This is a genomic window from Microbacterium sp. LMC-P-041, from assembly GCF_030209555.1.
In the GTDB taxonomy this organism is placed as follows: domain Bacteria; phylum Actinomycetota; class Actinomycetes; order Actinomycetales; family Microbacteriaceae; genus Microbacterium.
In genome coordinates, this window is the sequence record NZ_JARVRV010000005.1 from 522,257 (window position 1) to 543,905 (window position 21,649).

At 69.2% G+C, this 21,649-nt stretch carries 18 protein-coding genes and 1 riboswitch; of the genes, 16 read left to right on the forward strand and 2 right to left on the reverse strand.

From position 1 onward, the window contains the following. Window positions 1-33: 33 nt before the first annotated feature. The 12 genes from pheS to argH all read left to right on the forward strand — a co-directional run bounded on the left by pheS (window position 34) and on the right by argH (window position 15,482). Entirely contained in the window at window positions 34-1,074 is a 1,041-nt protein-coding gene (gene pheS, locus QRN21_RS12735) for a phenylalanine--tRNA ligase subunit alpha (RefSeq protein WP_053096893.1), read from the forward strand. Further along, window positions 1,074-3,578: a phenylalanine--tRNA ligase subunit beta gene (gene pheT, locus QRN21_RS12740; protein WP_285364286.1), complete on the forward strand. Its 2,505-nt coding sequence runs from the start codon at window positions 1,074-1,076 to the stop codon at window positions 3,576-3,578. Before pheS ends, pheT begins: the two co-directional genes overlap by 1 nt. Window positions 3,579-3,710: 132 nt before the next feature. Next, window positions 3,711-4,427: a DUF402 domain-containing protein gene (locus QRN21_RS12745; protein WP_285364287.1), complete on the forward strand. Its 717-nt coding sequence runs from the start codon at window positions 3,711-3,713 to the stop codon at window positions 4,425-4,427. Window positions 4,428-4,489: 62 nt separating this feature from the next. Then, complete coding sequence (locus QRN21_RS12750; protein ID WP_285364288.1) at window positions 4,490-5,452, forward strand: NAD-dependent epimerase/dehydratase family protein; 963 nt, start codon at window positions 4,490-4,492, stop codon at window positions 5,450-5,452. Between the two features lie 21 nt (window positions 5,453-5,473). Next, window positions 5,474-5,567: riboswitch (TPP riboswitch) on the forward strand. Continuing rightward, a complete protein-coding gene (gene thiM, locus QRN21_RS12755) occupies window positions 5,558-6,406 on the forward strand; it encodes a hydroxyethylthiazole kinase (RefSeq protein WP_285364289.1) in 849 nt (282 codons plus the stop codon). Its footprint overlaps the riboswitch before it by 10 nt. Beyond that, window positions 6,403-8,553: a bifunctional hydroxymethylpyrimidine kinase/phosphomethylpyrimidine kinase gene (gene thiD / locus QRN21_RS12760; protein WP_285364290.1), complete on the forward strand. Its 2,151-nt coding sequence runs from the start codon at window positions 6,403-6,405 to the stop codon at window positions 8,551-8,553. Before thiM ends, thiD begins: the two co-directional genes overlap by 4 nt. A gap of 244 nt (window positions 8,554-8,797) precedes the next feature. Further along, a complete protein-coding gene (gene argC, locus QRN21_RS12765; RefSeq protein ID WP_285364291.1) occupies window positions 8,798-9,850 on the forward strand; it encodes an N-acetyl-gamma-glutamyl-phosphate reductase in 1,053 nt (350 codons plus the stop codon). Next, window positions 9,847-11,004: a bifunctional glutamate N-acetyltransferase/amino-acid acetyltransferase ArgJ gene (argJ, locus tag QRN21_RS12770; RefSeq protein ID WP_285364292.1), complete on the forward strand. Its 1,158-nt coding sequence runs from the start codon at window positions 9,847-9,849 to the stop codon at window positions 11,002-11,004. The genes argC and argJ overlap by 4 nt, the downstream gene beginning before the upstream one ends. Beyond that, window positions 11,001-11,918 carry an acetylglutamate kinase gene (argB, locus tag QRN21_RS12775; RefSeq protein ID WP_053096875.1) on the forward strand — a complete coding sequence of 306 codons (918 nt, stop codon included), beginning with the start codon at window positions 11,001-11,003 and terminating at the stop codon, window positions 11,916-11,918. The genes argJ and argB overlap by 4 nt, the downstream gene beginning before the upstream one ends. Continuing rightward, a complete protein-coding gene (locus QRN21_RS12780) occupies window positions 11,915-13,126 on the forward strand; it encodes an acetylornithine transaminase (RefSeq protein ID WP_285364293.1) in 1,212 nt (403 codons plus the stop codon). The genes argB and QRN21_RS12780 overlap by 4 nt, the downstream gene beginning before the upstream one ends. Further along, a complete protein-coding gene (argF, locus tag QRN21_RS12785; RefSeq protein ID WP_056280178.1) occupies window positions 13,123-14,052 on the forward strand; it encodes an ornithine carbamoyltransferase in 930 nt (309 codons plus the stop codon). Before QRN21_RS12780 ends, argF begins: the two co-directional genes overlap by 4 nt. Continuing rightward, window positions 14,052-15,482 (forward strand): argininosuccinate lyase, encoded by a 1,431-nt coding sequence (gene argH / locus QRN21_RS12790; RefSeq protein WP_056280181.1) that lies wholly within the window; start codon window positions 14,052-14,054, stop codon window positions 15,480-15,482. Before argF ends, argH begins: the two co-directional genes overlap by 1 nt. 50 nt (window positions 15,483-15,532) lie before the next feature. Here the strand turns inward: argH and QRN21_RS12795 are convergent, their stop codons facing one another. Then, a complete protein-coding gene (locus QRN21_RS12795) occupies window positions 15,533-16,132 on the reverse strand; it encodes a DUF1349 domain-containing protein (protein WP_285364294.1) in 600 nt (199 codons plus the stop codon). 59 nt (window positions 16,133-16,191) lie between these two features. Here QRN21_RS12795 and QRN21_RS12800 point away from each other — a divergent pair, with 59 nt between their 5' ends. From QRN21_RS12800 to QRN21_RS12815, 4 genes are all read left to right on the forward strand, one after another. Continuing rightward, complete coding sequence (locus QRN21_RS12800; RefSeq protein WP_053096866.1) at window positions 16,192-16,836, forward strand: SatD family protein; 645 nt, start codon at window positions 16,192-16,194, stop codon at window positions 16,834-16,836. Next, window positions 16,833-17,681, forward strand: coding sequence for a hypothetical protein (locus QRN21_RS12805; protein WP_285364295.1), 849 nt, complete (start codon window positions 16,833-16,835; stop codon window positions 17,679-17,681). The genes QRN21_RS12800 and QRN21_RS12805 overlap by 4 nt, the downstream gene beginning before the upstream one ends. A gap of 52 nt (window positions 17,682-17,733) precedes the next feature. After that, complete coding sequence (tyrS, locus tag QRN21_RS12810) at window positions 17,734-19,035, forward strand: tyrosine--tRNA ligase (RefSeq protein ID WP_082586687.1); 1,302 nt, start codon at window positions 17,734-17,736, stop codon at window positions 19,033-19,035. Between the two features lie 94 nt (window positions 19,036-19,129). Beyond that, window positions 19,130-19,927 carry a DUF4184 family protein gene (locus QRN21_RS12815; protein ID WP_285364297.1) on the forward strand — a complete coding sequence of 266 codons (798 nt, stop codon included), beginning with the start codon at window positions 19,130-19,132 and terminating at the stop codon, window positions 19,925-19,927. On the opposite strand, the gene QRN21_RS12820 is transcribed toward QRN21_RS12815, so the two are convergent. Next, complete coding sequence (locus tag QRN21_RS12820) at window positions 19,912-21,258, reverse strand: CoA transferase (protein ID WP_285364298.1); 1,347 nt, start codon at window positions 21,256-21,258, stop codon at window positions 19,912-19,914. The genes QRN21_RS12815 and QRN21_RS12820 overlap by 16 nt on opposite strands. Window positions 21,259-21,649 lie beyond the last annotated feature (391 nt).

Below are 21,649 nucleotides of genomic sequence, written 5' to 3' on the forward strand. Positions count from 1 at the left end.
GGCGACCGCCTCGCGCCGGTAGACTCCTGTCTCGTGTCTGAGTCTCCCGAAATCACCCCGGAAGCGGTCGAAGCCGCCGTGGCGGCCGCGCTCGAAGCGATCGCCGCAGCCGCCGATACGACCGAACTGAAAGCCGCTCGCGCCGCGCACGTCGCCGACGGATCGCCGCTCGCCGTCCTGAACGCCTCGATGCGTCAGGTCGCCCCCGAGAACAAGGCCGCTTTCGGCAAGCTCGTCGGCCAGGGCCGCGGTCAGGTCACCAAGGCCCTCGCCGCCAAGGAGGAGGAGCTCGCCGCCGCGGAGGTCGCTGAGCGCCTCGAGGCCGAGCGGCTGGACATCACGGCGATCCCCTCGCGCACACGCGTCGGCGCCCGGCATCCGCTGACCCTGCTGAGCGAGCAGATCTCGGACATCTTCGTGGGCATGGGCTGGGAGATCGCGGAAGGACCCGAGCTCGAGCACGAGTGGTTCAACTTCGACGCTCTGAACTTCGACGTCGACCACCCCGCCCGTCAGGAACAGGACACCTTCTACGTCGACCCGCCGTCGCGCCACCTCGTCATGCGCACGCACACGAGCCCCGTGCAGGTGCGCTCGATGCTCGACCGCGAGGTGCCGATCTACGTGCTCTGCCCCGGCCGCGTGTACCGCACCGACGAGTTCGACGCGACGCACCTCCCCGTCTTCACCCAGTTCGAAGGACTCGTCGTCGACAAGGGGATCTCGATGGCGCATCTCAAGGGAACGCTCGACCATGTCGCGCGTCAGCTCTTCGGCCCCGAGGCCAAGACGCGCTTCCGCACGAACTTCTTCCCCTTCACCGAGCCGTCGGCCGAGCTCGACCTCTGGCACCCCACCTTCAAGGGCGGCGCCCGTTGGATCGAGTGGGGCGGCTGCGGCATGATCAACCCGAACGTGCTCCGTGCGGCGGGGATCGATCCCGACGTCTACAGCGGCTTCGCGTTCGGAATGGGCGTCGAGCGGGGACTCATGTTCCGCAGCGATGTGCAGGACATGCGGGACATGGCAGAGGGCGATGTCCGTTTCAGCGAGCAGTACGGGATGGTGGTGTGATGCGCGTCCCGCTTTCGTGGCTGCGTGAGTACGTCGATCTGGCAGCGGATACGACACCGGAGGATGTCCTCGCAGCGCTCGTGACCGTCGGATTCGAGGAGGAGGACGTCCACCGCTTCGAGATCTCGGGTCCCGTCGTCGTCGGACAGGTCGTCTCGCTCGAGGCCGAGCCGCAGTCCAACGGCAAGACGATCAACTGGTGCCAGGTCGATGTCGGTGAGGCGAACGGCGGAATCCGTGGAATCGTCTGCGGCGCGCACAACTTCGTCGCGGGTGACAAGGTCGTCGTGACGCTTCCCGGTGCAGTGCTGCCGGGGCCGTTCCCGATCGCCGCCCGCAAGACCTACGGGCACGTGTCCGACGGCATGATCGCCTCTGCGCGTGAGCTGGGGCTCGGCGACGAGCACAACGGCATCCTCGTCCTCGCGGACCTCGGTATCGATGCCCCCGTCGGCACAGACGCCATCAACCTGCTCGGACTCGACGATGTCGCGGTCGAGATCAACGTCACGCCCGACCGCGGGTACGCGTTCTCGCTGCGCGGTGTCGCCCGCGAGTACTCCCACGCGACCGGAGCACCGTTCCGCGACCCGGCCGAGCGCGACTTCACCGAGCTCCAGCCGGGCGCCGGTCACACGGCGATCGTCGACGATGCAGCCCCCGTACGCGGCCGCGTCGGCGCGAGCGAGTTCGTCACGCGCGTCGTCCGAGACGTCGACCCCGCGCGGCCGACCCCGCCGTGGATGATCGCGCGGCTGTCGCTCGCCGGCATGCGCTCGCTCGGCATCCTGATCGACATCACCAACTACGTGATGCTCGAATTGGGGCAGCCGCTGCACGGATACGACCTCGACAGGCTCTCCGGCGGCATCACCGTGCGTCGTGCGACGGCCGGTGAGACGATGACGACCCTCGACGGCCAGGAGCGGAAGCTCCACGTCGAGGACCTCCTGATCACCGACGAGTCGGGTCCGATCGGTCTCGCCGGCGTCATGGGCGGCGGCACGACCGAGATGAGCGACACGACGCACAACGTGCTGATCGAGGCCGCGACCTTCGACCCTGTGACGATCGCCCGCACCGCACGCCGTCACAAGCTGCCCAGCGAGGCATCCAAGCGGTTCGAGCGCGGTGTCGACCCGCTCGTGCCGTTCGTGGCCGCCCGCCGTGCAGCCGACCTGATGGTCGAATTCGCCGGCGGCACGCTCACCGACGAGGGCGGCGCTCTGTTCGCCGAGGTGTTCGTCGCGGACATCGACCTCCCGCGCGGATTCGTGCAGGGGCTCATCGGCGTCGACTACTCCGACGACGAGATCGTCGGCGCGCTCACGACCATCGGCGCAGAGGTCTCCGGGTCGAATGCCGGGTGGACCGTGATCCCGCCGACCTGGCGTCCCGACCTCACCGACAAGTGGTCTCTCGCCGAAGAGGTCGCTCGCATCCACGGTCTCGACCGCATCCCGTCCGTGCTGCCGACGCCGCCGTCCGGCCGCGGTCTCACCGCACACCAGCAGGGTCGTCGCCGCGTCGCCGACGCGCTGGCGGCTGCCGGTCTCGTCGAGACGCCCTCGTTCCCCTTCACGACGGAGGCGGAGAACGACCTGCACGGCTCGGCGTCGGGAGAGCATCTGCCCAGCATCCGGCTCGCGAACCCGCTCGACGGCTCCGCTCCGTTCCTGCGTCGATCGCTGATCCCCGGGCTTCTGCAGACCGCGCACCGCAACATCTCGCGCGGCCTCACGGACCTCGCGCTGTTCGAGACCGGAGTCGTGTTCCTGCCCGAGCCGGGTGTCGAGTACGGCACGGACGAGGTGCCGCCGCTCGGCGAGCGTCCGTCGGACGACACGCTCGCCGAACTGAACGCGTCGATCCCACCGCAGCACCGTCATGTCGCGGCGCTGTTCACGGGCAACGTCGTGACCAAGCAACCGGGACGCGCCGCGGAGCCCTACGGGCTCTCCGAGGCGCTCGACGCCGCCAGAGTCATCGCGGCTGCAGCCGGAGTCGACCTCGATGTGGTGCAGGGGCAGCGCGCGGCGCTGCACCCCGGACGCACCGGCGTGCTCTCCGTCGGCGACGTCGAGATCGGATACGTCGGCGAACTCCACCCCGAGGTCGCCGCCGGAGCAGACCTTCCCGGTCGTGCCACCGTGCTCGAGCTCGACCTCGATGAGGTCATCGCTCTCGGCGGGAACCGTGCGGTCGCCGCCTCGCTGTCGACGTTCCCCGCTGCGACACAGGACGTGTCGCTGGTGGTCGGCGCTGATGTGCCGGCGGGCGACGTGCGCGCTGCGCTGACCGAGGGTGCCGGTGCGCTTCTCGAGTCGATCCGTCTCGTCGACGACTACCGGGGGGACGGCGTCGCGGATGGTCAGAAGAGTCTCACCTTCGCGCTGCGCTTCCGCGCGGACGACCGCACGCTCACCGCAGCCGAGGCGACAGAGGCGAAGCTCGCGGGTGTCGCTGTCGCAGCTGAGCGCTTCGACGCGACCCTGCGCGACTGAAGCTCCGCCTGAACCGACCCGCACGCGGACCGCACTCGAACGGTGCGGTCCGCGTGCGCGTGTGCTCTCGGGATGCTGCCGACGCCGCCGAGCCGACCTGAGCGCGGTGGACCTGCGAGGTACCGTGTCGGGATGAGCATCCTGCCCCACAGCACTCCCGCGGCGGTTCCCGATGGTGTCCGACCGATGGGTGAAGCGCCGTTCCTCGAACCCGGCGACCAGATCTCCTGGCACTACCGCAAGCCCGGCTGGCAGCCCGGCGATGCGTCGACCATCACGCCCATGCGGGTGGTCCGCGACGATGAACGCGGTCTGGTGGCATGGCTCGCTCCGGGCACGCTCCAGGAGGGGCAGGGCACTCCGGCGGGCGAGCGCATCCGGACCGTTCCGCTCGAGCGTCGGTGGCTCGATCCGCGTACCCGGATCGTGGAGGAGTGGTGGGGCAACGGCATCCTCCGCATCGCTCCGGCCGGTGCGGCGTGGTCGGTGTGGCTGTTCTGGAGCGATGTGAGCGGTCCCGAGTGGGAGTTCGCCGGGTGGTACGTGAATCTCGAGAACGCGCATCTGCGCACCGACCGCGACACGTATTCATCGGATCACATCCTCGACGTGGAGATCCAGGCGGACGGTCAGGTGCACCTCAAGGACGAGGACGAGGTGATCGCGGCCGTCGAGCAGGGACGTCTCACCTCTGAGCAGGCCGCGCAGATCGAACGACACGCGGACGCGGCGATCGAGTCCTTCCATCACGGTGACTGGCCGTTCGACGCCGAATGGCGCGACTGGCGCCCGGATCCCTCGTGGACGGTCCCGGAACTGTCCGGCCTGTCGGATCTTCGCACGGGCTGACCGGCATCCGCCCTGAGCGGAAGACTCTTTCCCTCGCGCGGCGAAGATGGTGGCATGGGGTCATGACGGATGTTCTGATCCTCGGCGGCACCGGCTGGCTGTCCGGCCGCATCGCCAGACGGCTGCTCCTGAGCGGGGCGACGGTGATGTGTCTGGCGCGCGGAGGACGACCGTCACCGGAGGGCGCGAGCCTGGTGCTGGCCGATCGTGACGCCAGGGACGCCTACGATGCGGTGTCCGGTCGGGAGTGGGATCACGTGATCGACGTCTCGTCGAACGCGGCCCACGTCTCCGCTGCGGTCGCGGCACTCGGTGAGCGAGCGGGCCGCTGGACGTACGTCTCGTCGATGTCGGCATACTCCGACGAGGAGACGGTCGGTGCAGACGAGTCGGCGACGCTGCATCCGCCGGCTGAGAGGGGAGACGACGAGTACGGCCGGCAGAAGGTGGCTGCCGAGGACGCTGTCCGTGCACTCGGCGACCGCACCCTGATCGTGCGCCCGGGATTGATCGTCGGGGCGGACGACCCGAGTGATCGTTTCGGGTATTGGGCTGCCGCTTTTCTGCGTGCCGAGGACGGCCCGGTGCTGCTTCCGCCTGTCGAGGGGCGCGACGTGCAGGTGATCGACGTCGACGACCTGTCCGAGTTCGTCGCCACCACGGGGGCCACCGGCGTGATCAACACGATCGGCGATCGGCATCGGCTGAGCGAGGTCCTCGACGCCGTGCGCAGACGTGCGGGGCACCGGGGAGACACGGTCGCGGCATCTGACGCCTGGCTCGTCGAGCACGGTGTGGCGTATTGGGCGGGGGAGCGGTCGCTGCCGCTGTGGCTGCCGAGCGAGATGACCGGATTCATGACCAGGTCGAACGCCCGCTACCGCGCGGCAGGAGGTCGGCTTCGTCCGCTCGACGAGACGATCGCCGCCGTGGTCGATGACGAGCAGGCGCGCGGCGTCGATCGGGACCGGCGGGCAGGGCTCACTCGCGCCGACGAACTCGCGCTGTTGCAGCTGATCGACTGATCGGGGCCTCGCTAGACTGCGATCAGTGACACGGGGTGCCGCATCCGCGGCTGAGAACAGACCCGTCGAACCTGATCTAGTTCGTACTAGCGAAGGGATGTCGCGTTGAGCGATCGTCTGCGTCCTGATTCCGAATCGACCTTGGCCACCTCGGCGGCTGAGCTCCTGACAGGGCTGCGCGACAGCCCACCCTTGACCCATTGCATCACCAACAGCGTCGTCACGGGCTTCACCGCGAACGTGCTGCTCGCCCTCGGCGCGGCGCCGGCGATGGTCGACATCGTCGGTGAGGCGGGGATGTTCGCCGGGGTGGCCTCCGGGGTGCTGATCAACCTCGGTACGCCGACTCCGGAGCAGCGTGCGGCGAGCCGTGAAGCCGCGGCAGGAGCCCTCGCCGCAGGTACTCCGTGGGTGCTGGATCCCGTCGCGATCGGCGCGCTGCCGGTGCGCACGGCACTCGCGCACGAGCTGGCCGACGCACGCCCCACGGCGATCAGGGGGAACGCCTCGGAGATCCTCGCCCTCGCGGGGCTCAGCGCTGGGGGGCGCGGCGTCGATGCGACGGACACGACCGATGCCGCGGCCGAAGCGGCACTCGCACTCGCTTCGCGGCACGGCGCGGTGGTCGCGGTGTCGGGACCGGTCGACCTGGTGACGGATGGAGCACGATTGCTCCGCATCGCGAACGGTCATGAACTGCTCACCCGTGTCACCGGCGGCGGATGCGCGCTGGGCGCCGTCATGGCGGCGTTCCTCGGTGCGGCGCGCTCGACGGCTGCGGATCCGCTCACCGCCGTCTCGGCGGCGAGCCTCGTGTACACGATCGCCGCCGAGCGCGCCGCGGCGCGGGCCCCGGGCCCCGGCAGCTTCGCCGTCGCACTGCCCGACGCGCTCGCCGCCGTGCAGCCGGAGGACCTCGCCCTCGCCGCGCGTGTGCAGGAGCACGCGCTGTGATCGCGGACCTCTCCCTCTATCTCGTCACGGATCCCACCCTCTGCGGCGCGCGGGGCGTCGCGGAGACGGTGCGACTCGCCGTCGACGGGGGCGTGCGCATCGTCCAGCTGCGCGACAAGGGCGCGACGGATGCCGAGACCGCCGATCAGTTGATCGAGCTCTCTCGGGTGATCGACGGCCGTGCACTGCTCGTGGTGAACGACCGCGTCGAGGCGGCGCTGATCGCTCGCGCCAGGGGAGCGCGGGTCGACGGCGTGCACCTCGGCCAGGGCGACGTATCGGTGCTGCGGGCACGCGAGCGGCTGGGACCCGAGGCGATCATCGGGTTGACGGCGAACACGTCGGAGCATCTCGACGCCGTGGCCGCGCTGCCGGCGGGAACGGTCGACTATCTCGGCGTCGGCGTGATCCGTCCCACCGCCACCAAGCCGGATCACCCGCCGGCCCTGGGAATCGACGGCTTCCGTGCGCTCGCCGCGAGGACCGCACTGCCATGCGTCGCCATCGGCGGCGTGGGAATCGACGACATCGAACGCCTTCGGGATGCGGGTGCGGCGGGGCTCGCCGTCGTCTCCGCCGTCTGCGCCGCCGCCGATCCGACGAGGACGGCCCGGGCATTCCTCAGCCGATGGAGGGCATCGGGCACACCTCGCGTGCTCAGCATCGCGGGGAGCGACCCGTCGGGCGGGGCGGGGATCCAGGCCGATCTCAAGTCGATCGCCGCGAACGGGGGCTATGGCATGGCGGCTGTCACGGCGCTCACGGCGCAGAACACCAGGGGAGTCCGAGCGGTGCACGTGCCTCCTGCCGAGTTCCTCCGGCAGCAGCTCGATGCCATCTCGGACGACATCGTCATCGACGCGGTGAAGATCGGGATGCTGGCGAACACGGAGGTGATCGCCACCGTCGCCGCCTGGCTCGACGCCGTCCGTCCGCCGATCGTCGTGCTCGACCCGGTCATGGTCGCGACCAGCGGTGATCGCCTGCTCGATGAGGATGCCGAGCGCGCACTCCGCGGGCTCCTCGAGCGCGCTCATGTCGTGACGCCCAACCTCGCCGAGCTCGCCGCGCTCTCCGATCGTCCGATCACGGGGTGGGACGACGCGCTCGAGGCCGGGGCCGAGCTCTCCGCCCGCATCGGCGGGGCGGTGCTCGTCAAGGGAGGGCACCTCGACGGCGACGACGTTCCGGACGCGTTGATCGATGTCGCCGGAGGCGTCAGACACGGCTATCCCGGGTCGCGCATCAGGACACACAACACGCACGGCACCGGATGCTCCCTGTCGTCGGCCCTCGCCACCCGCCTCGCCGGAGGGGAGTCCCCTGTCGACGCGGTGAAATCGGCGAGGACCTGGCTGCGGGAATCCCTGAGGCAGAGCGATGCGCTCGACATCGGGAGCGGTCACGGACCGGTGAACCACTTCGGCGGCCTCTGGCGACGAGGGGGACTCGAGGCCGCACCCGAGCGTGCCGACCTCCGCGATCGGTGGTGGGACCGGATCGCGCACGTGCGGGCCGACATCGACGAGCTGTCCTTCATCCGCGCTCTGGCCGACGGGACTCTCGACCGCGAGCGGTTCCTCTTCTACCTCCGACAGGACGCCCTCTATCTCCGGGAGTACGCCCGAGTGCTCGCAGCGGCCGCGCGGATCGCGCCCACACCGCACGAGCAGGCGTTCTGGGCTCAGTCGGCGCAGGGGGCGATCACCGGAGAGCTCGAGCTCCATGCATCGTGGCTGGCCCCGGGCGCGGGAGTGGAAGCGGCGACCTTCGCCGTCGATCCGGCGCCTGCGACCGTCGCGTACCTCGACCACCTGCGCTCCGTGGCCTTCGGCGGCGACTACGCCGAGCTCATCGCGGCCGTGCTGCCGTGCTTCTGGCTGTACACCGATCTCGGAACCCGCCTGCACGCGGGGGAGTTCGACGCGTACGCCCGAGACCCGCAGCATCCCTACGCGTCGTGGCTCGCGACGTATGCCGATCCCGCGTTCGAGAAGGCGACGGAGCAGGCGATCGACCATGTGATGCATGCGGCGACGGAGTCGGATGCCGCGGGGCGGCGACGGATGCTCCGCGCCTTCGAGGTCTCCAGCGCGCACGAACTCGCCTTCTTCGCGGCGCCGGCACTCCACGCGTCCGGCGGATGACGGACCCGATTTGCGCATGCCGCGACGAGCGCGCTATCGTCGCGGCATGCCTTCGGCCGCCACCGCTCCTCTGACGCTCGTTCCGAGCGTCATCGCCGTGCGCCGACGCCGCAGCGGTCGCCGACTCTAGGCGACCCTGCGCTTCTGCCTGCGTACGCACGGCGGTCGAGTGCCGGTGTCGCCGCCCCGGTTCCCGACACTGCACCCCGCGTTCGCCGAGGGGTCCGACCGTTAAGGTAGAAGTATGACGTACTCCGTCGCCGTCTCCGGCGCATCCGGCTACGCGGGCGGCGAGATCCTGCGCCTCCTCGCGTCTCATCCCGACATCGAGATCCGCACGGTGACGGCGCACTCGAACGCCGGTCAACCGCTCGTGCAGCATCAGCCGCACCTGCGGTCGCTCGCACACCTCACCCTGCAGGACACCACGCCCGAGACGCTCGCCGGGCACGACATCGTCTTCCTCGCTCTGCCGCACGGGCAGTCCGGGCAGTACACCGACGCGCTCGGCGACACCCCGCTCGTGATCGACGCGGGAGCGGACCACCGACTGACGTCGCAGGATTCCTGGGACGCGTTCTACGGCGGCGACTTCCACGAACCGTGGGCCTACGGCGTTCCCGAGCTGCTCGTCGGCGGTGTCAAGCAGCGCGAGACGCTGCGCGAGGCGAAGCGCATCGCCGCTCCCGGCTGCAACGCCTCGACCGTGAGCCTGAGCCTGGCCCCCGGGGTCGCCTCAGGGGTGATCGACGCGGGGGACATCGTCTCGGTGCTCGCCGTCGGCCCGTCCGGAGCGGGGAAGAGCCTCAAGACCAACCTGCTCGCCGGCGAGATCCTCGGCACAGCCAATCCCTACGCGGTCGGGGGCACGCACCGGCACATCCCGGAGATCCGCCAGGCGCTCGCCGCGGCATCCGGCTCCCCAGCCGACGGCATCCGCATCTCGTTCACGCCTGTGCTGGTTCCGATGTCGCGGGGCATCCTCGCCACCTCGACCGCGCCGATCGTCGGCGATGTCAGCGATGCGGAGATCCGCGCCGCCTGGGAGGACGCCTACGGCGACGAGACCTTCGTGCAGTTGCTGCCCGCCGGTCAGTTCCCGCGCACGGCCGATGTCCTCGGTGCGAACACCGCCCTGATCGGTCTCGCGATCGATCGCGCGGCGAACCGCGTGACGGTGGTCACCGCGGTCGACAACCTCGTCAAGGGCACCGCCGGCGCTGCCGTCCAATCCATGAACCTCGCGCTGGGGCTGCCCGAGTCCCGCGCCCTCTCAGTGAACGGAGTCGCGCCGTGAGCGTCACCGCCCCCGCAGGATTCGAAGCGGCCGGAGTCGCCGCAGGTCTCAAATCGACCGGAAAGCCCGATGTCGCCGTCGTGGTCAATCGCGGCCCGCGCAAGGTCGGTGCGGCCGTGTTCACCAGCAACCGCGCCAAGGCGAACCCCATCATCTGGTCGCAGCAGGCCGTCGCCGATCGCGTGGTCGAGGCCGTCGTGCTGAACTCCGGAGGCGCGAACTGCTTCACCGGCAGCTTCGGCTTCCAAACGACGCACCAGACCGCAGAGAAGGCGGCCGAGCTGCTCGGCGTCGGCGCCGGCGACGTGCTCGTGTGCTCGACCGGCCTCATCGGAGTCGGAGACGAGGTCTTCCGCGCGAAGGTCCTCTCGGGCACCGAACAGGCGATCGCCGAGCTGTCGACAGACGGCGGCGATGTCGCGGCCGAGGCCATCATGACCACCGACAGCGTGTCGAAGACCGCCGTGGTCAGCCGAGACGGCTGGACCATCGGCGGCATGGCCAAGGGAGCGGGCATGCTCGCTCCCGGGCTCGCCACGATGCTCGTCGTCATCACGACGGATGCCGTGCTCGAGCCTCTCGAGGCGGATGCCGCGCTGCGATTCGCCACCGGCACGACGTTCGACCGCCTCGATTCGGACGGATGCATGTCGACCAACGATCAGGTCACACTGCTCGCGAACGGCGCTTCCGAGGTGGTGCCCGACCTCAAGGACTTCTCCGCCGCGCTGGCAGAGCTGTGCCAGCAGCTCGCGGTCAAGCTGCAGCGCGACGCCGAGGGGGCCAGCCACGACATCACCATCGAGGTGCAGCACGCCGCGACCGAGGCGGAGGCGGTCGAGGTCGGCCGCTCCGTCGCGCGCAACAATCTCTTCAAGGCCGCCATCTTCGGCAACGACCCCAACTGGGGGCGGGTGCTCGCAGCGATCGGCACCACGAACGCCCAGTTCGACCCGTACGACGTCGACGTCTGGATGAACGGCGTCCGGGTGTGCAGCGAGGGCGGCCCCGACCGTCCGCGCGAGGAGGTCGACCTCACTCCACGTGCCACGCATCTCGTGATCGATCTCAAGGTCGGCGATGCCACCGCGACGATCCTCACGAACGACCTCACCCACGATTACGTGCACGAGAACAGCGCCTACGCCTCATGACCGACATTCAGGACACCACCCCGGACGTCGCCGCAGTGAAGGCCGCGACGCTCATCGAGTCGCTCCCGTGGCTGAAGAAGTTCCGCGACCAGATCGTCGTCGTCAAGTACGGCGGCAATGCGATGGTCTCCGACGAGCTGCAGGAGGCGTTCGCACAGGACATCGCGTACCTGCGCTACGTCGGCGTGCTGCCGGTCGTCGTGCACGGCGGCGGACCGCAGATCTCCGACATGCTCCAGCGACTCGAGATACCGAGCGAGTTCAAGGGCGGCTACCGGGTCACCAACACCGAGGCGATCAGCGTCGTGCGCATGGTCCTCACCGGCCAGGTGAACCCGCAGCTCGTCTCGAAGATCAACTCGCACGGTCCGATCGCCACCGGGTTGAGCGGGGAGGACGCCGGCCTGTTCGGCGGTCGTCGTCGCGGTGTCGTGATCGACGGCGAGGAGATCGACCTCGGACGCGTCGGCGACGTCGTGGAGGTCGACCCGACGCCCGTGCTCGATCACCTCGCGGCGGGACGCGTGCCCGTCGTCTCGAGCATCGCGCCCGACCTCGATCACCCCGGCCAGTCGCTCAACGTGAACGCGGATGCCGCGGCGGCCGCCCTCGCCGTGGCGCTCAACGCTCGCAAGCTCGTCATCCTCACCGACGTGCCGGGGCTCTATGCCGACTGGCCCAACCGCGACTCGCTCGTGTCGCACCTCACCTCGGAGGCTCTCATCGAGATGCTGCCGACACTCGAATCCGGCATGATCCCGAAGATGAAGGCCTGCCTGGATGCGATCGAAGGCGGCGTGGATGCCGCCGCGATCATCGACGGACGCGTGCCGCACTCGGTGCTCGTCGAACTCTTCACCAGCAAGGGAATCGGAACTGAAGTGGTCTTGGGAAGCGCAGGGATGAACGCATGAGCAACTGGCAGGATGACGCAGCGAGCGATCTGGTCCTCAACGCGGGCCCGCGCCTGGCGATGCTGACACGAGGAGAGGGGTCCTACCTCTGGGACTCCGAGGGCAAGCGCCACCTCGACTTCCTCGCCGGCATCGCGGTGACCTCGCTCGGTCACGCGCATCCGGTGTTCGTCGAGGCCGTGTCGAGACAGGCCGCGACTCTCGCGCACGTGTCGAACTACTTCGCGACGCCCTCGCAGCTCGCGCTCGCCGCACGGCTGAAGCGCCTCGCGGGCGCCGGGATCGACGGCCGCGTGTTCTTCTCGAACTCCGGCGCCGAGGCGAACGAAGCGGCGTTCAAGCTCGCCCGACTCCACGGGGGAACGGACAAGCCGCGCATCCTCGCGCTCGAGAACGGATTCCACGGGCGCACCATGGGGTCACTCGCGCTGACGGCCAAGGCTGCGATGCGCGCGCCGTTCGAGCCGATGCCCGGGGGAGTGGAGCACATCCCGGCGACCGTCGAGGCTCTGGAAGCCGCGATGGACGACCGGGTCGCCGCCGTCATCGTGGAGCCGATCCAGGGCGAGGCCGGCGTGGTCGAGCTTCCGGACGGCTATCTGCAGGCCGCCCGTTCGCTCACGCTGAAGCACGGGGCTCTGCTGATCGTCGACGAGATCCAGACGGGTGCCGGACGCACGGGGGCCTGGTTCGGCTTCAGCCACGAGGGCATCACTCCTGACGCGATCACGCTCGCGAAGGGCATCGGCGGAGGCTTCCCGATCGGCGCTCTCGTCACCTACGGTGCGGCGAGCTCGCTCTTCACGCCGGGTTCGCACGGATCGACGTTCGGCGGCAACCCGCTGGCCACCGCCGTGGCCGACGCCGTGCTCACCGAGATCGAGAACGCCGGACTCGTCGAGAACGCTGCGCGTCGCGGCGAGGAGATCCGACAGATCATCGCGGACATCGACTCGCCCCTCGTCACGGGAGTGCGTGGCCGCGGGCTCCTCATCGGAGTGGCACTCGGCGCCCCCGTCGCGAACGACGTGGTCGCCGCTGCTCAGGAGCGCGGCCTCATCGTGAACGCCGCCAACCCCGAGACGGTGCGCATCGCCCCGGCTCTCACGATCGGAGACGCTGAACTCGCCGAGTTCCGCAAGCTCTTCGCCGATTCGCTCGCTGACGTACAGACATCCCTCGCCGAATCCGGAAAGGCCCTCGCATGACCCGCCACCTGCTGCGTGACGACGATCTGACCCCCGCCGAGCAGGCGGAGATCCTCGATCTCGCCATCGAGCTGAAGAAGGACCGCTGGGCGAACAAGGCTCTCGCCGGTCCCCAGACGGTCGCGGTGATCTTCGACAAGTCGTCCACCCGCACCCGCGTCTCCTTCGCGGTGGGCATCGCCGACCTCGGCGGCACGCCGCTGATCATCTCGACCGCGAGCAGCCAGCTCGGCGGCAAGGAGACGCCGTCCGACACCGCGCGGGTTCTCGAGCGCCAGGTCGCGGCGATCGTCTGGCGCACCTATGCGCAGGCGGGGCTCGAGGAGATGGCCGCCGGCACCACGGTGCCAGTCGTCAACGCCCTCTCGGACGACTTCCACCCGTGCCAGCTGCTCGCCGACCTGCTCACGATCCGAGAGCACAAGGGCGAGCTCAAGGGGCTGACCCTGACGTTCTTCGGCGACGGGCAGAGCAACATGGCGCACTCCTACGCACTGGCCGGTGTCACTGCCGGCATGCATGTGCGCATCGCGTCACCTGCGGAGTACGCCCCGCGCGCCGACGTCGTCGAGGCGGCCGACCGCCGGGCTGCGGAGACCGGCGGCTCGATCACGCTGTTCACGGATGCGGTCGAGGCTGCGGCCGGCGCCGACGTCGTGGTCACCGACACCTGGGTGTCGATGGGTAAGGAGGAGGAGAAGCTCGCGCGCATCCGCGATCTCGGCGGCTACAAGGTGACCCCCGAGACGATGGAGATCGCCGATTCCGAGGCCATCTTCATCCACTGCCTTCCCGCCGACCGTGGCTACGAGGTGGACTCCGAGGTCATCGACGGACCGCAGAGCGTCGTCTGGGATGAGGCCGAGAACCGTCTCCACGCGCAGAAGGCCCTGCTCGTCTGGCTGCTCGGCAAGAAGGACGCGTGATGGTCGACTCGAAGAACGAAGGCACGAACGAAGGCGCACTGTGGGGCGCCCGCTTCGCGAGCGGGCCGTCGCCCGAGCTCGTCGAGCTCAGCAGATCGACGCATTTCGACTGGATCCTCGCCCCGTACGACATCGCGGGCTCGCATGCGCACGCGACGGCGCTCGCGGCTGCCGGCTACCTCGAACCTGCTGAGGCGGCCAGGATGCATGAGGGGCTCGATGCCGTGGCGCGCAAGGTCGCCGACGGCACGCTGCAGCCCGTCCCCTCCGATGAGGACGTGCACGGTGCGCTCGAGCAGGCGCTGATCGCCGAGCTCGGTCCCGAACTGGGCGGACGCCTGCGCGCCGGACGCAGCCGCAACGATCAGATCGCCACTCTCGTGCGCATGTACCTGATCGATCACGCTCGAGTGATCGCGCGCGACATCCTCCGTGTCATCGACGCGCTCGTCGCGCAGGCCGAGGCCCACCCCGACGCGATCCTCCCCGGCCGCACGCATCTGCAGCACGCGCAGCCGGTGCTCCTCGCGCACCACCTCCAGGCCCATGGCTGGCCGCTCGTGCGCGAGCTCGAGCGTCTCGTCGACTGGCGTCGTCGCGCAGGCGTCTCGCCGTATGGCGGGGGAGCGCTCGCGGGCTCGACCCTCGGACTCGATCCTGCGCTGGTCGCATCGGAACTCGGACTCGATCGACCGGCGGAGAACTCGCTCGACGGCACCGCGGCACGCGACGTCGTCGCCGAGTTCGCCTTCATCGCGGCGATGACGGGTGTCGACATCTCGCGTCTGAGCGAGGAGATCATCCTCTGGAACACACGTGAGTTCGGCTTCGTCACGCTGCACGACGGGTACTCGACGGGGTCGAGCATCATGCCGCAGAAGAAGAACCCCGACATCGCGGAGCTCGCTCGCGGAAAGTCGGGGCGCCTGATCGGCAATCTGTCGGGGCTCATGGCGACGCTCAAGGGCCTCCCGTTGGCCTATAACCGCGACCTGCAGGAGGACAAGGAGCCGGTCTTCGATTCGGTCCAGACCCTCGAGGTCGTCCTTCCCGCGTTCGCCGGCATGATCGCGACGCTGCGCTTCGACACCGAGCGGATGGCGGCACTCGCCCCCCAGGGATTCTCGCTCGCGACCGATGTCGCCGAGTGGCTCGTGAAGCGCCGGGTGCCGTTCCGCGACGCGCACGAGATCTCGGGCGCGCTCGTGCGGGCCTGCGAAGAACAGGGGATCGGTCTCGAGGACGCTTCCGACGAGCTGCTGCTCTCGGTCTCTCCGCATCTGGTCCCCGAGGTGCGTGAGGTTCTCACGATCGAGGGTTCCGTGGCATCGCGCGCCGGAGCCGGGGGAACGGCTCCCGTCCGAGTCGCCGAGCAGCGTGCCGAGCTCGTCGCCAGAGCGCAGGCTGCGGCGCACGCCCTGGGCCTGTAGTCGGTTGTGCACCGCCGGTCGACGCGATGTGCGGCGACCGGCGGGGCACCTCAGTGCAGCGCGACCTCGGCGGTCGACCTCGTCCACCGGGTGAAGCGCACGACGAGCCCCGCGCGCGTCGGACCGGCGAGGAACGGGCCGGCGGATGCAGCGGCGTCGCCGGTGAACGGAGCGACGCGAACCAGTCGCCAGTCCTCGTCGTCCGCGCGTGCGCGCACGATCACCGCGTCCGGCCACCGGCTCACGCGGACGGTGATCTCTCGGCCGTGCCAGTCGTCGACGTATCCGACGGACCAGTCGGAGCGGATGTCGGTGACGACGGCGCCGAGTCCGAGGTGCTCGTCGGCGTACTCGATGCCCGCTTTGATCCAGTGCTCGTCGTCGATGCGCACGAAGACTCCTGCCTGGTCGAACTGGCCGTCCCATGGCGCGCGGAATGAGACGTCCATCGCCTCGCCCACGGCCAGGGGAGCCAGCAGCGCGTGCTCGGTGTCGTGGACGAATCCGTACGCCGTGTGTCGCCAGGCGTCGCTGCCTTCCGCGGCGGTCACGTCCAGGTGCTCGACCCCGTCGGCGGAGATCGTGGTGAGTGCGGCGGGTGAGTGGGTCCAGGAACCTTCGTCCCACCGGATGATGTCTGATTCAGGCATGTTCCAAGTATATAACCTAATAGGGCATAAATAACAGTTATTCGTGATACGGTTATCACATGGTCATCGCCGTACTCGCCGACATCGTGGGATCGCGCAAGCTCGACGATCGCACGGCGGCGCAGCGCGTGCTCGATGACACGATCGCTCGGGTGGAGGCCGACCTGCCTCTGGCACATCACCCGCTCACCCCCACGGTGGGGGATGAGCAGCAGGGTGTCTATCTTCGGCTCGAAGACGCTCTGGTGTCGCTTCTCATGATCCAGCTCGCTCTTCCCGACGGCATCGCCTTCCGTTTCGGCATCGGGATCGGCGAGGTGCGCACCGTCGACTCCGTCCACGGCGAGCTCGCCGACGGGCCGGGGTGGTATGCGGCGCGCGCGGCGATCGAGACCGTCCACGCGAGAGAGGCACGCACCGTGCCGCGCACCCGGATCTGGATTGTCGGAGCCCCGGGGCAGGATGAGGTCATGGAGAGTGTGATCGCAGCATCGAACGCCTACCTCCTCGTCCGTGACGAGCTGGTCGGCGCCATGAACGAGCGCGAGCGCCGCCTCACCTACGGACGGATGGTCGGCAGATCGCAGCACGACCTCGCCGCCGAAGAGGGCATCTCGCAGCCCAGCGTCTCGAAGTCGTTGCGCAACGCCGGCAGCGCCGCACTCATCGAAGGTGCGGTCGCGCTGAGGGGAGCGAGCGCATGATCGTCGCCGGATTCATCCTGCTCGCGGTCGGATCCGCCGATCTCGTCCGCCAGTTCGCTCCGCATCGATGGGTCGGGTACCTGACGGTGGCCGTGATGTTCCTGCTGCTCGGCAGCGTGAGCGACGCGCTGCTGCCCATGCTCGCAGGGCTCGTGGTCGGAGCGATCTGGGTCTGGTGCATGCCGTCGGAGCGCCGCGCACCGCTCGGGTTCTGGCCCGCGGTGCTGCTCGGTCTCCTGAGTATCGGATCGGTCGTATGGCTGGGGGCGCGCACTGATGCCGGCCTGATCGGCACCGTGTGGAACCTCCGTTCACCGTTCGGCGACGTCCCGTTCGATCTTGCGATCCTGACGCTCGGCACCGGGGTCTTCCTCCTCGAGTCGGCGAACCTCGTGGTGCGCGCGGCGCTCGACGGTGAGCACACCTGGCGACCGGCTGAACTGCGTCGATCGGCGATGCGCGACGAGGTCGACGCGGAACCTGCGGCGCCCGAGGCCACCACGCCCGGCGACGCGATCGGCGGCAGGGAGTCGACCGACGCCACGATGGCGGACAAGCCGGGCCGACCGGATGAAGCCACGGCTCTGCGCGACCCGCGCGCGGGATTCAAGGGCGGTCGACTGATCGGCCCGCTCGAGCGCATCCTGGTGATGCTGCTCACCCTGGCTGCGGCGTATCCGATCCTCGCCGCGATGCTGGCGGCGAAGGGGATCGTGCGCTTCCCTGAGATCTCCCGCGACGGTGAGACAGGTGCCAGGGCCGAGTACTTCCTCGTCGGCAGTCTCGTCAGCTGGGTCATCGGGTTGGGCGCGGCGTTCCTCGTGTGGTGGGCGGCGCACACCTGATCCACGGCGGCCCGGCGATTCACCGACCCTCACCGCTGATAGCCTGGGGCGCGTGTCGAATTCCGCTCTGACGACCGCCCCGCCGGCGATCGACCCCACGTTCGAGAACGTGTGGGACGAACTGCTGTGGCGCGGCCTCGTCCACGTGTCCACTGACCAGGAGGCGCTGCGCGCCCTTCTCGCCGGGGACCCGATCACGTATTACTGCGGCTTCGATCCGACTGCTCCCAGCCTGCATCTGGGCAACCTGGTGCAGCTGCTGACGTTGCGCCGCATCCAGCTCGCCGGCCACAAGCCGCTCGGTCTCGTCGGCGGCTCCACCGGTCTGATCGGCGACCCGCGCCCCACGGCCGAGCGCACGCTCAACACTCGCGAGACCGTCGAGGAGTGGGTGGGACGCCTGCGGACGCAGGTCGAGCGCTACCTGAGCTTCGAGGGCGAGAACGCCGCCCGCATCGTCAACAATCTCGATTGGACGGCGCCGCTGTCGGCGATCGACTTCCTGCGGGAGATCGGCAAGCACTACCGCGTCGGGACCATGCTCAAGAAGGATGCGGTCGCCGCGCGACTGAACTCCGACGAGGGCATCAGCTACACGGAGTTCAGCTACCAGATCCTGCAGGGGATGGACTTCCTCGAGCTCTACCGTCAGTACGACTGCGTCCTGCAGACCGGCGGCTCCGACCAATGGGGGAACCTGACCAGCGGCACCGACCTCATCCGTCGTGCCGAGGGTGCGTCGGCGCACGCGATCGGCACACCGCTGATCACGAACAGCGACGGGACCAAGTTCGGCAAGAGCGAGGGGAACGCCATCTGGCTCGACCCCGAGATGTGCAGTCCGTACCGGATGTACCAGTTCTGGCTGAGCACCGCGGATGCCGACGTGATCGGCAGGCTGAAGGTCTTCACCTTCCTCACCCGCGCCGAGATCGAGGAGTACGAGGCGCTGGTCGAGTCCGAGCCCTTCCGTCGCGCCGCACAGAAGCGTCTCGCGCTCGAGGTCGTCGCCACCGTGCACGGCATCGATGCGGCCGCTGCGGTGATCGCGGCATCCGAGGCACTGTTCGGACAGGGCGACCTGACTGCTCTCGACGCGTCGACGTTGCGCACGGCGCTCGAAGAGCTGCCGAACGCGACGGTCGATTCCGGGTCATCGGTGGTCGATGCGCTCGTCGCCACGGGATTGGTCTCCAGCTCGTCCGAAGCGCGACGCGCGATCAGCCAGGGTGGAGTGTCGCTCGACGGATCGCGTGTGGAAGACGATGCAGCCACCGTCAAGGGATCTCTGCCCGGTGGGGTTTCTGTGCTCCGTCGCGGCAAGAAGACCCTCGCAGGTGTCTTCCTCGCGTGAACATCCGACCCTGATCGCCTGACGGCGGTCGTCTGAGAGTCCTCGGACGGCCGCCGTCACGCTTCCACCGTTCACACTCGACAGGAGCCTGCCGATGCCGTTCACGCCGAGTCATGCAGTGGTCGCCCTCCCGTTCATTCGCACGCCGCTCGTGCCCGCTGCGATCGCGATCGGCGCCATGACGCCCGACCTTCCGCTGTTCATCCGCGGGGTCGGCCTCCCGTACTCGTTCACCCACTCATTCGGCAACGTCGTGTGGACCGCGCTGGTCGCTTTCGTGCTGTTCCTGCTGTGGCGCGTCGTGCTGCGCCCGGCCCTCGGTGAGCTCTCTCCGCTCTGGCTGGCTCACCGGGTTCCTGTCGACTGGTCGCAGTCCGGCGTCGAAGCGGCCCGAGCCGCCGTCGGCGTCGGTGCTCGAGATCGGCTGTACCCGGCGATGCTCGCCGCATCGCTGGTGCTGGGAGTGCTGTCGCACATCGTCTGGGATCTCTTCACGCACGAGGGGCGTTGGGGCGTCGATGTTCTTCCCGCGCTCGACGATGTGTGGGGGCCGTTCACCGGATACAAGTGGCTGCAGTACGGCTCGAGCGTGATCGGCCTGCTCGTGATCGGTATCTGGGGGATTCTCCGGGTGAACCGCGCTGATCCCCGCGAAAGCGTGGATCGCGTGCTGCCGTCGGGCGTCCGAATCGCCTGGTGGCTGTCACTTCCCGTGGTGCTGATCACGGCGTGGGCCCTCGGCTACGCCGGCTACGGGCCGTTCACCGAGGAGTTCACCTACCAGCATCTGGCCTACCGGATGCTGCCGCCGGCGTGCGCCCTGTGGGGTGTGCTCACTCTCGTGCTCTGTCTGTCGCTGCCGGTGTTCCGACGCATTCACCAGCGCGGCTGATCGGATCCCCAGTGATGGGGGGCGGCGAGGTCGAGGCCGGGAAGCGCCGATCGCGCCGTGGTGATCGTCTGCCCTGCGACGTCGAACGTCGCGGTGTGGGCGGCGAGGTCCAGCACCCGTTCCCGCTCCGACGTCGGTACCGATCGCGATCCCGAGGACCGTGGCATTCCGAGAAGCTCGGCGGCCACTCGACGCAGCGACGTGCGCACCACCCAGCCACCACCTTCTCGACGGCGCCGCTCGAGCAGCGAGATGATCGAGGCTGCGAGCAGGTACCCGGCACTGTGATCGAGGGCCTGCGCGGGGAGGACCCCCGGGCGGTCGCCGTCCGGCGTCTCGATCATGGCGATCCCGGACTCCGCTTGCACCAAGCTGTCGAACCCCGCGCGAGAGGGGTGGTCGTCGCCCCACGCACTGAGCTCCGCGATCACCAGACTCGGGTGCCGCTCGATCAGGGCGGATGCGGAGAGGCCGAGTCGCGCGAGGGCTGCAGGTCGGTACCCGAGGACGACGACGTCAGCCTCGGCGAGCAGTTCGTCGAAACGCTCGGTTCCGGCGTCGAGCAGCGTCGATCGCTTCCCGTGACCGGTGTCGAAGTGCTGCCACTCGGGCTCGGGCAGCTGCGGGGGATCGACGCGCAGCACGTCTGCTCCCAGCAGTGCGAGCGTGCGGGTGCAGACGGGACCGGCGATCACCCGGGTGAGATCGAGCACGCGGGTGCCGGTGAGTGGTGCACGACGATCGTCGCCGTCTCGCCGGCGCGGCTCCTCGCCGCTCGGGGAGGGCATCCGATCGACCTGGAGCAGGGGAGCGGACCGCAGCTGAGCGTCGTGGATGGGGTCCTCCGGCAGCACGGGCACGGCGAGTCCGCCCGCATCGACGATCCGATCGACAGCGTCGGCGGCCGACTGAGTCAGGATGGCCGCTCGGACGTCTTCGCCCGCTGCGTCGATTCCGAGCCCGAGACCGGTCAGAAGGCGAATCGCGTGGTGGGGGTAGTTGCCATGGGTGCGGATCCACCCGTCGGACGCCCGGAAGAACCCCGAGTACGGGGACCAGACATCGGGGGCGCGTCCGTCGACGGTGAGCACCCGATCGCTCCGGTACGCGACGGCGATGCGATCGGGGTCGGGGAGGGAGTCGACGCCGGCCGCCAGACACACGGCCCGAACGCTCGCCCAGGCCAGATCCGCCGTCGCGAGGCGCGACTCGAGAGGCACGGCGTGAACGAAGGGGGCGCCGGAATCGACCTCCACCGGCGCGAGCCCGAGGGCGGACCACACGCGGTCCAACAGAGCAGCGGAGGGGGCGCGATTCGGCAGCTGGGTCACGCTGCGATCGTACTCGTGGCGGTGATCTCGGCGGAATACCGGCGCTGGACTGGGAAAAGTGTTGCCACCTGGTGCGGCGACACGCCCGGGGGTGGTGGCCCGATTTGCCAGAACCCCAGAACCCACGTAACTTATTACTTGTTCGCCCCACAGGGAAGCGGAGGAGCCGAGAGCTTCACCCCCCTCAAGCGGAGAACCACCTCCCGATCCACTCACTTGTGAGAACAGACGCCTGCGTCTAGGATGGGAGATCCACCCCATCTGCGGCTGTCAAGAGCTGCGCAGCGGATCCAAGATCCGCGCGGCGCGCTGATTTGACAAGCGGGACGGGATGGCTAAGATAGAGAAGTTGCCCTTCGGGCCTGGTTGTGATGACTGGGTCGTGGGAGCA

Coding starts and splice junctions, on each gene's coding strand:
- pheT (WP_285364286.1), top strand. CDS start 1,074: ATGCGCGTCCCGCTTTCGTGGCTGCGTGAGTACGTCGATCTGGCAGCG.
- QRN21_RS12745 (WP_285364287.1), top strand. CDS start 3,711: ATGAGCATCCTGCCCCACAGCACTCCCGCGGCGGTTCCCGATGGTGTC.
- QRN21_RS12750 (WP_285364288.1), top strand. CDS start 4,490: ATGACGGATGTTCTGATCCTCGGCGGCACCGGCTGGCTGTCCGGCCGC.
- argC (WP_285364291.1), top strand. CDS start 8,798: ATGACGTACTCCGTCGCCGTCTCCGGCGCATCCGGCTACGCGGGCGGC.
- argB (WP_053096875.1), top strand. CDS start 11,001: ATGACCGACATTCAGGACACCACCCCGGACGTCGCCGCAGTGAAGGCC.
- QRN21_RS12780 (WP_285364293.1), top strand. CDS start 11,915: ATGAGCAACTGGCAGGATGACGCAGCGAGCGATCTGGTCCTCAACGCG.
- argF (WP_056280178.1), top strand. CDS start 13,123: ATGACCCGCCACCTGCTGCGTGACGACGATCTGACCCCCGCCGAGCAG.
- argH (WP_056280181.1), top strand. CDS start 14,052: ATGGTCGACTCGAAGAACGAAGGCACGAACGAAGGCGCACTGTGGGGC.
- QRN21_RS12795 (WP_285364294.1), bottom strand. CDS start 16,132: ATGCCTGAATCAGACATCATCCGGTGGGACGAAGGTTCCTGGACCCAC.
- QRN21_RS12800 (WP_053096866.1), top strand. CDS start 16,192: ATGGTCATCGCCGTACTCGCCGACATCGTGGGATCGCGCAAGCTCGAC.
- QRN21_RS12805 (WP_285364295.1), top strand. CDS start 16,833: ATGATCGTCGCCGGATTCATCCTGCTCGCGGTCGGATCCGCCGATCTC.
- QRN21_RS12815 (WP_285364297.1), top strand. CDS start 19,130: ATGCCGTTCACGCCGAGTCATGCAGTGGTCGCCCTCCCGTTCATTCGC.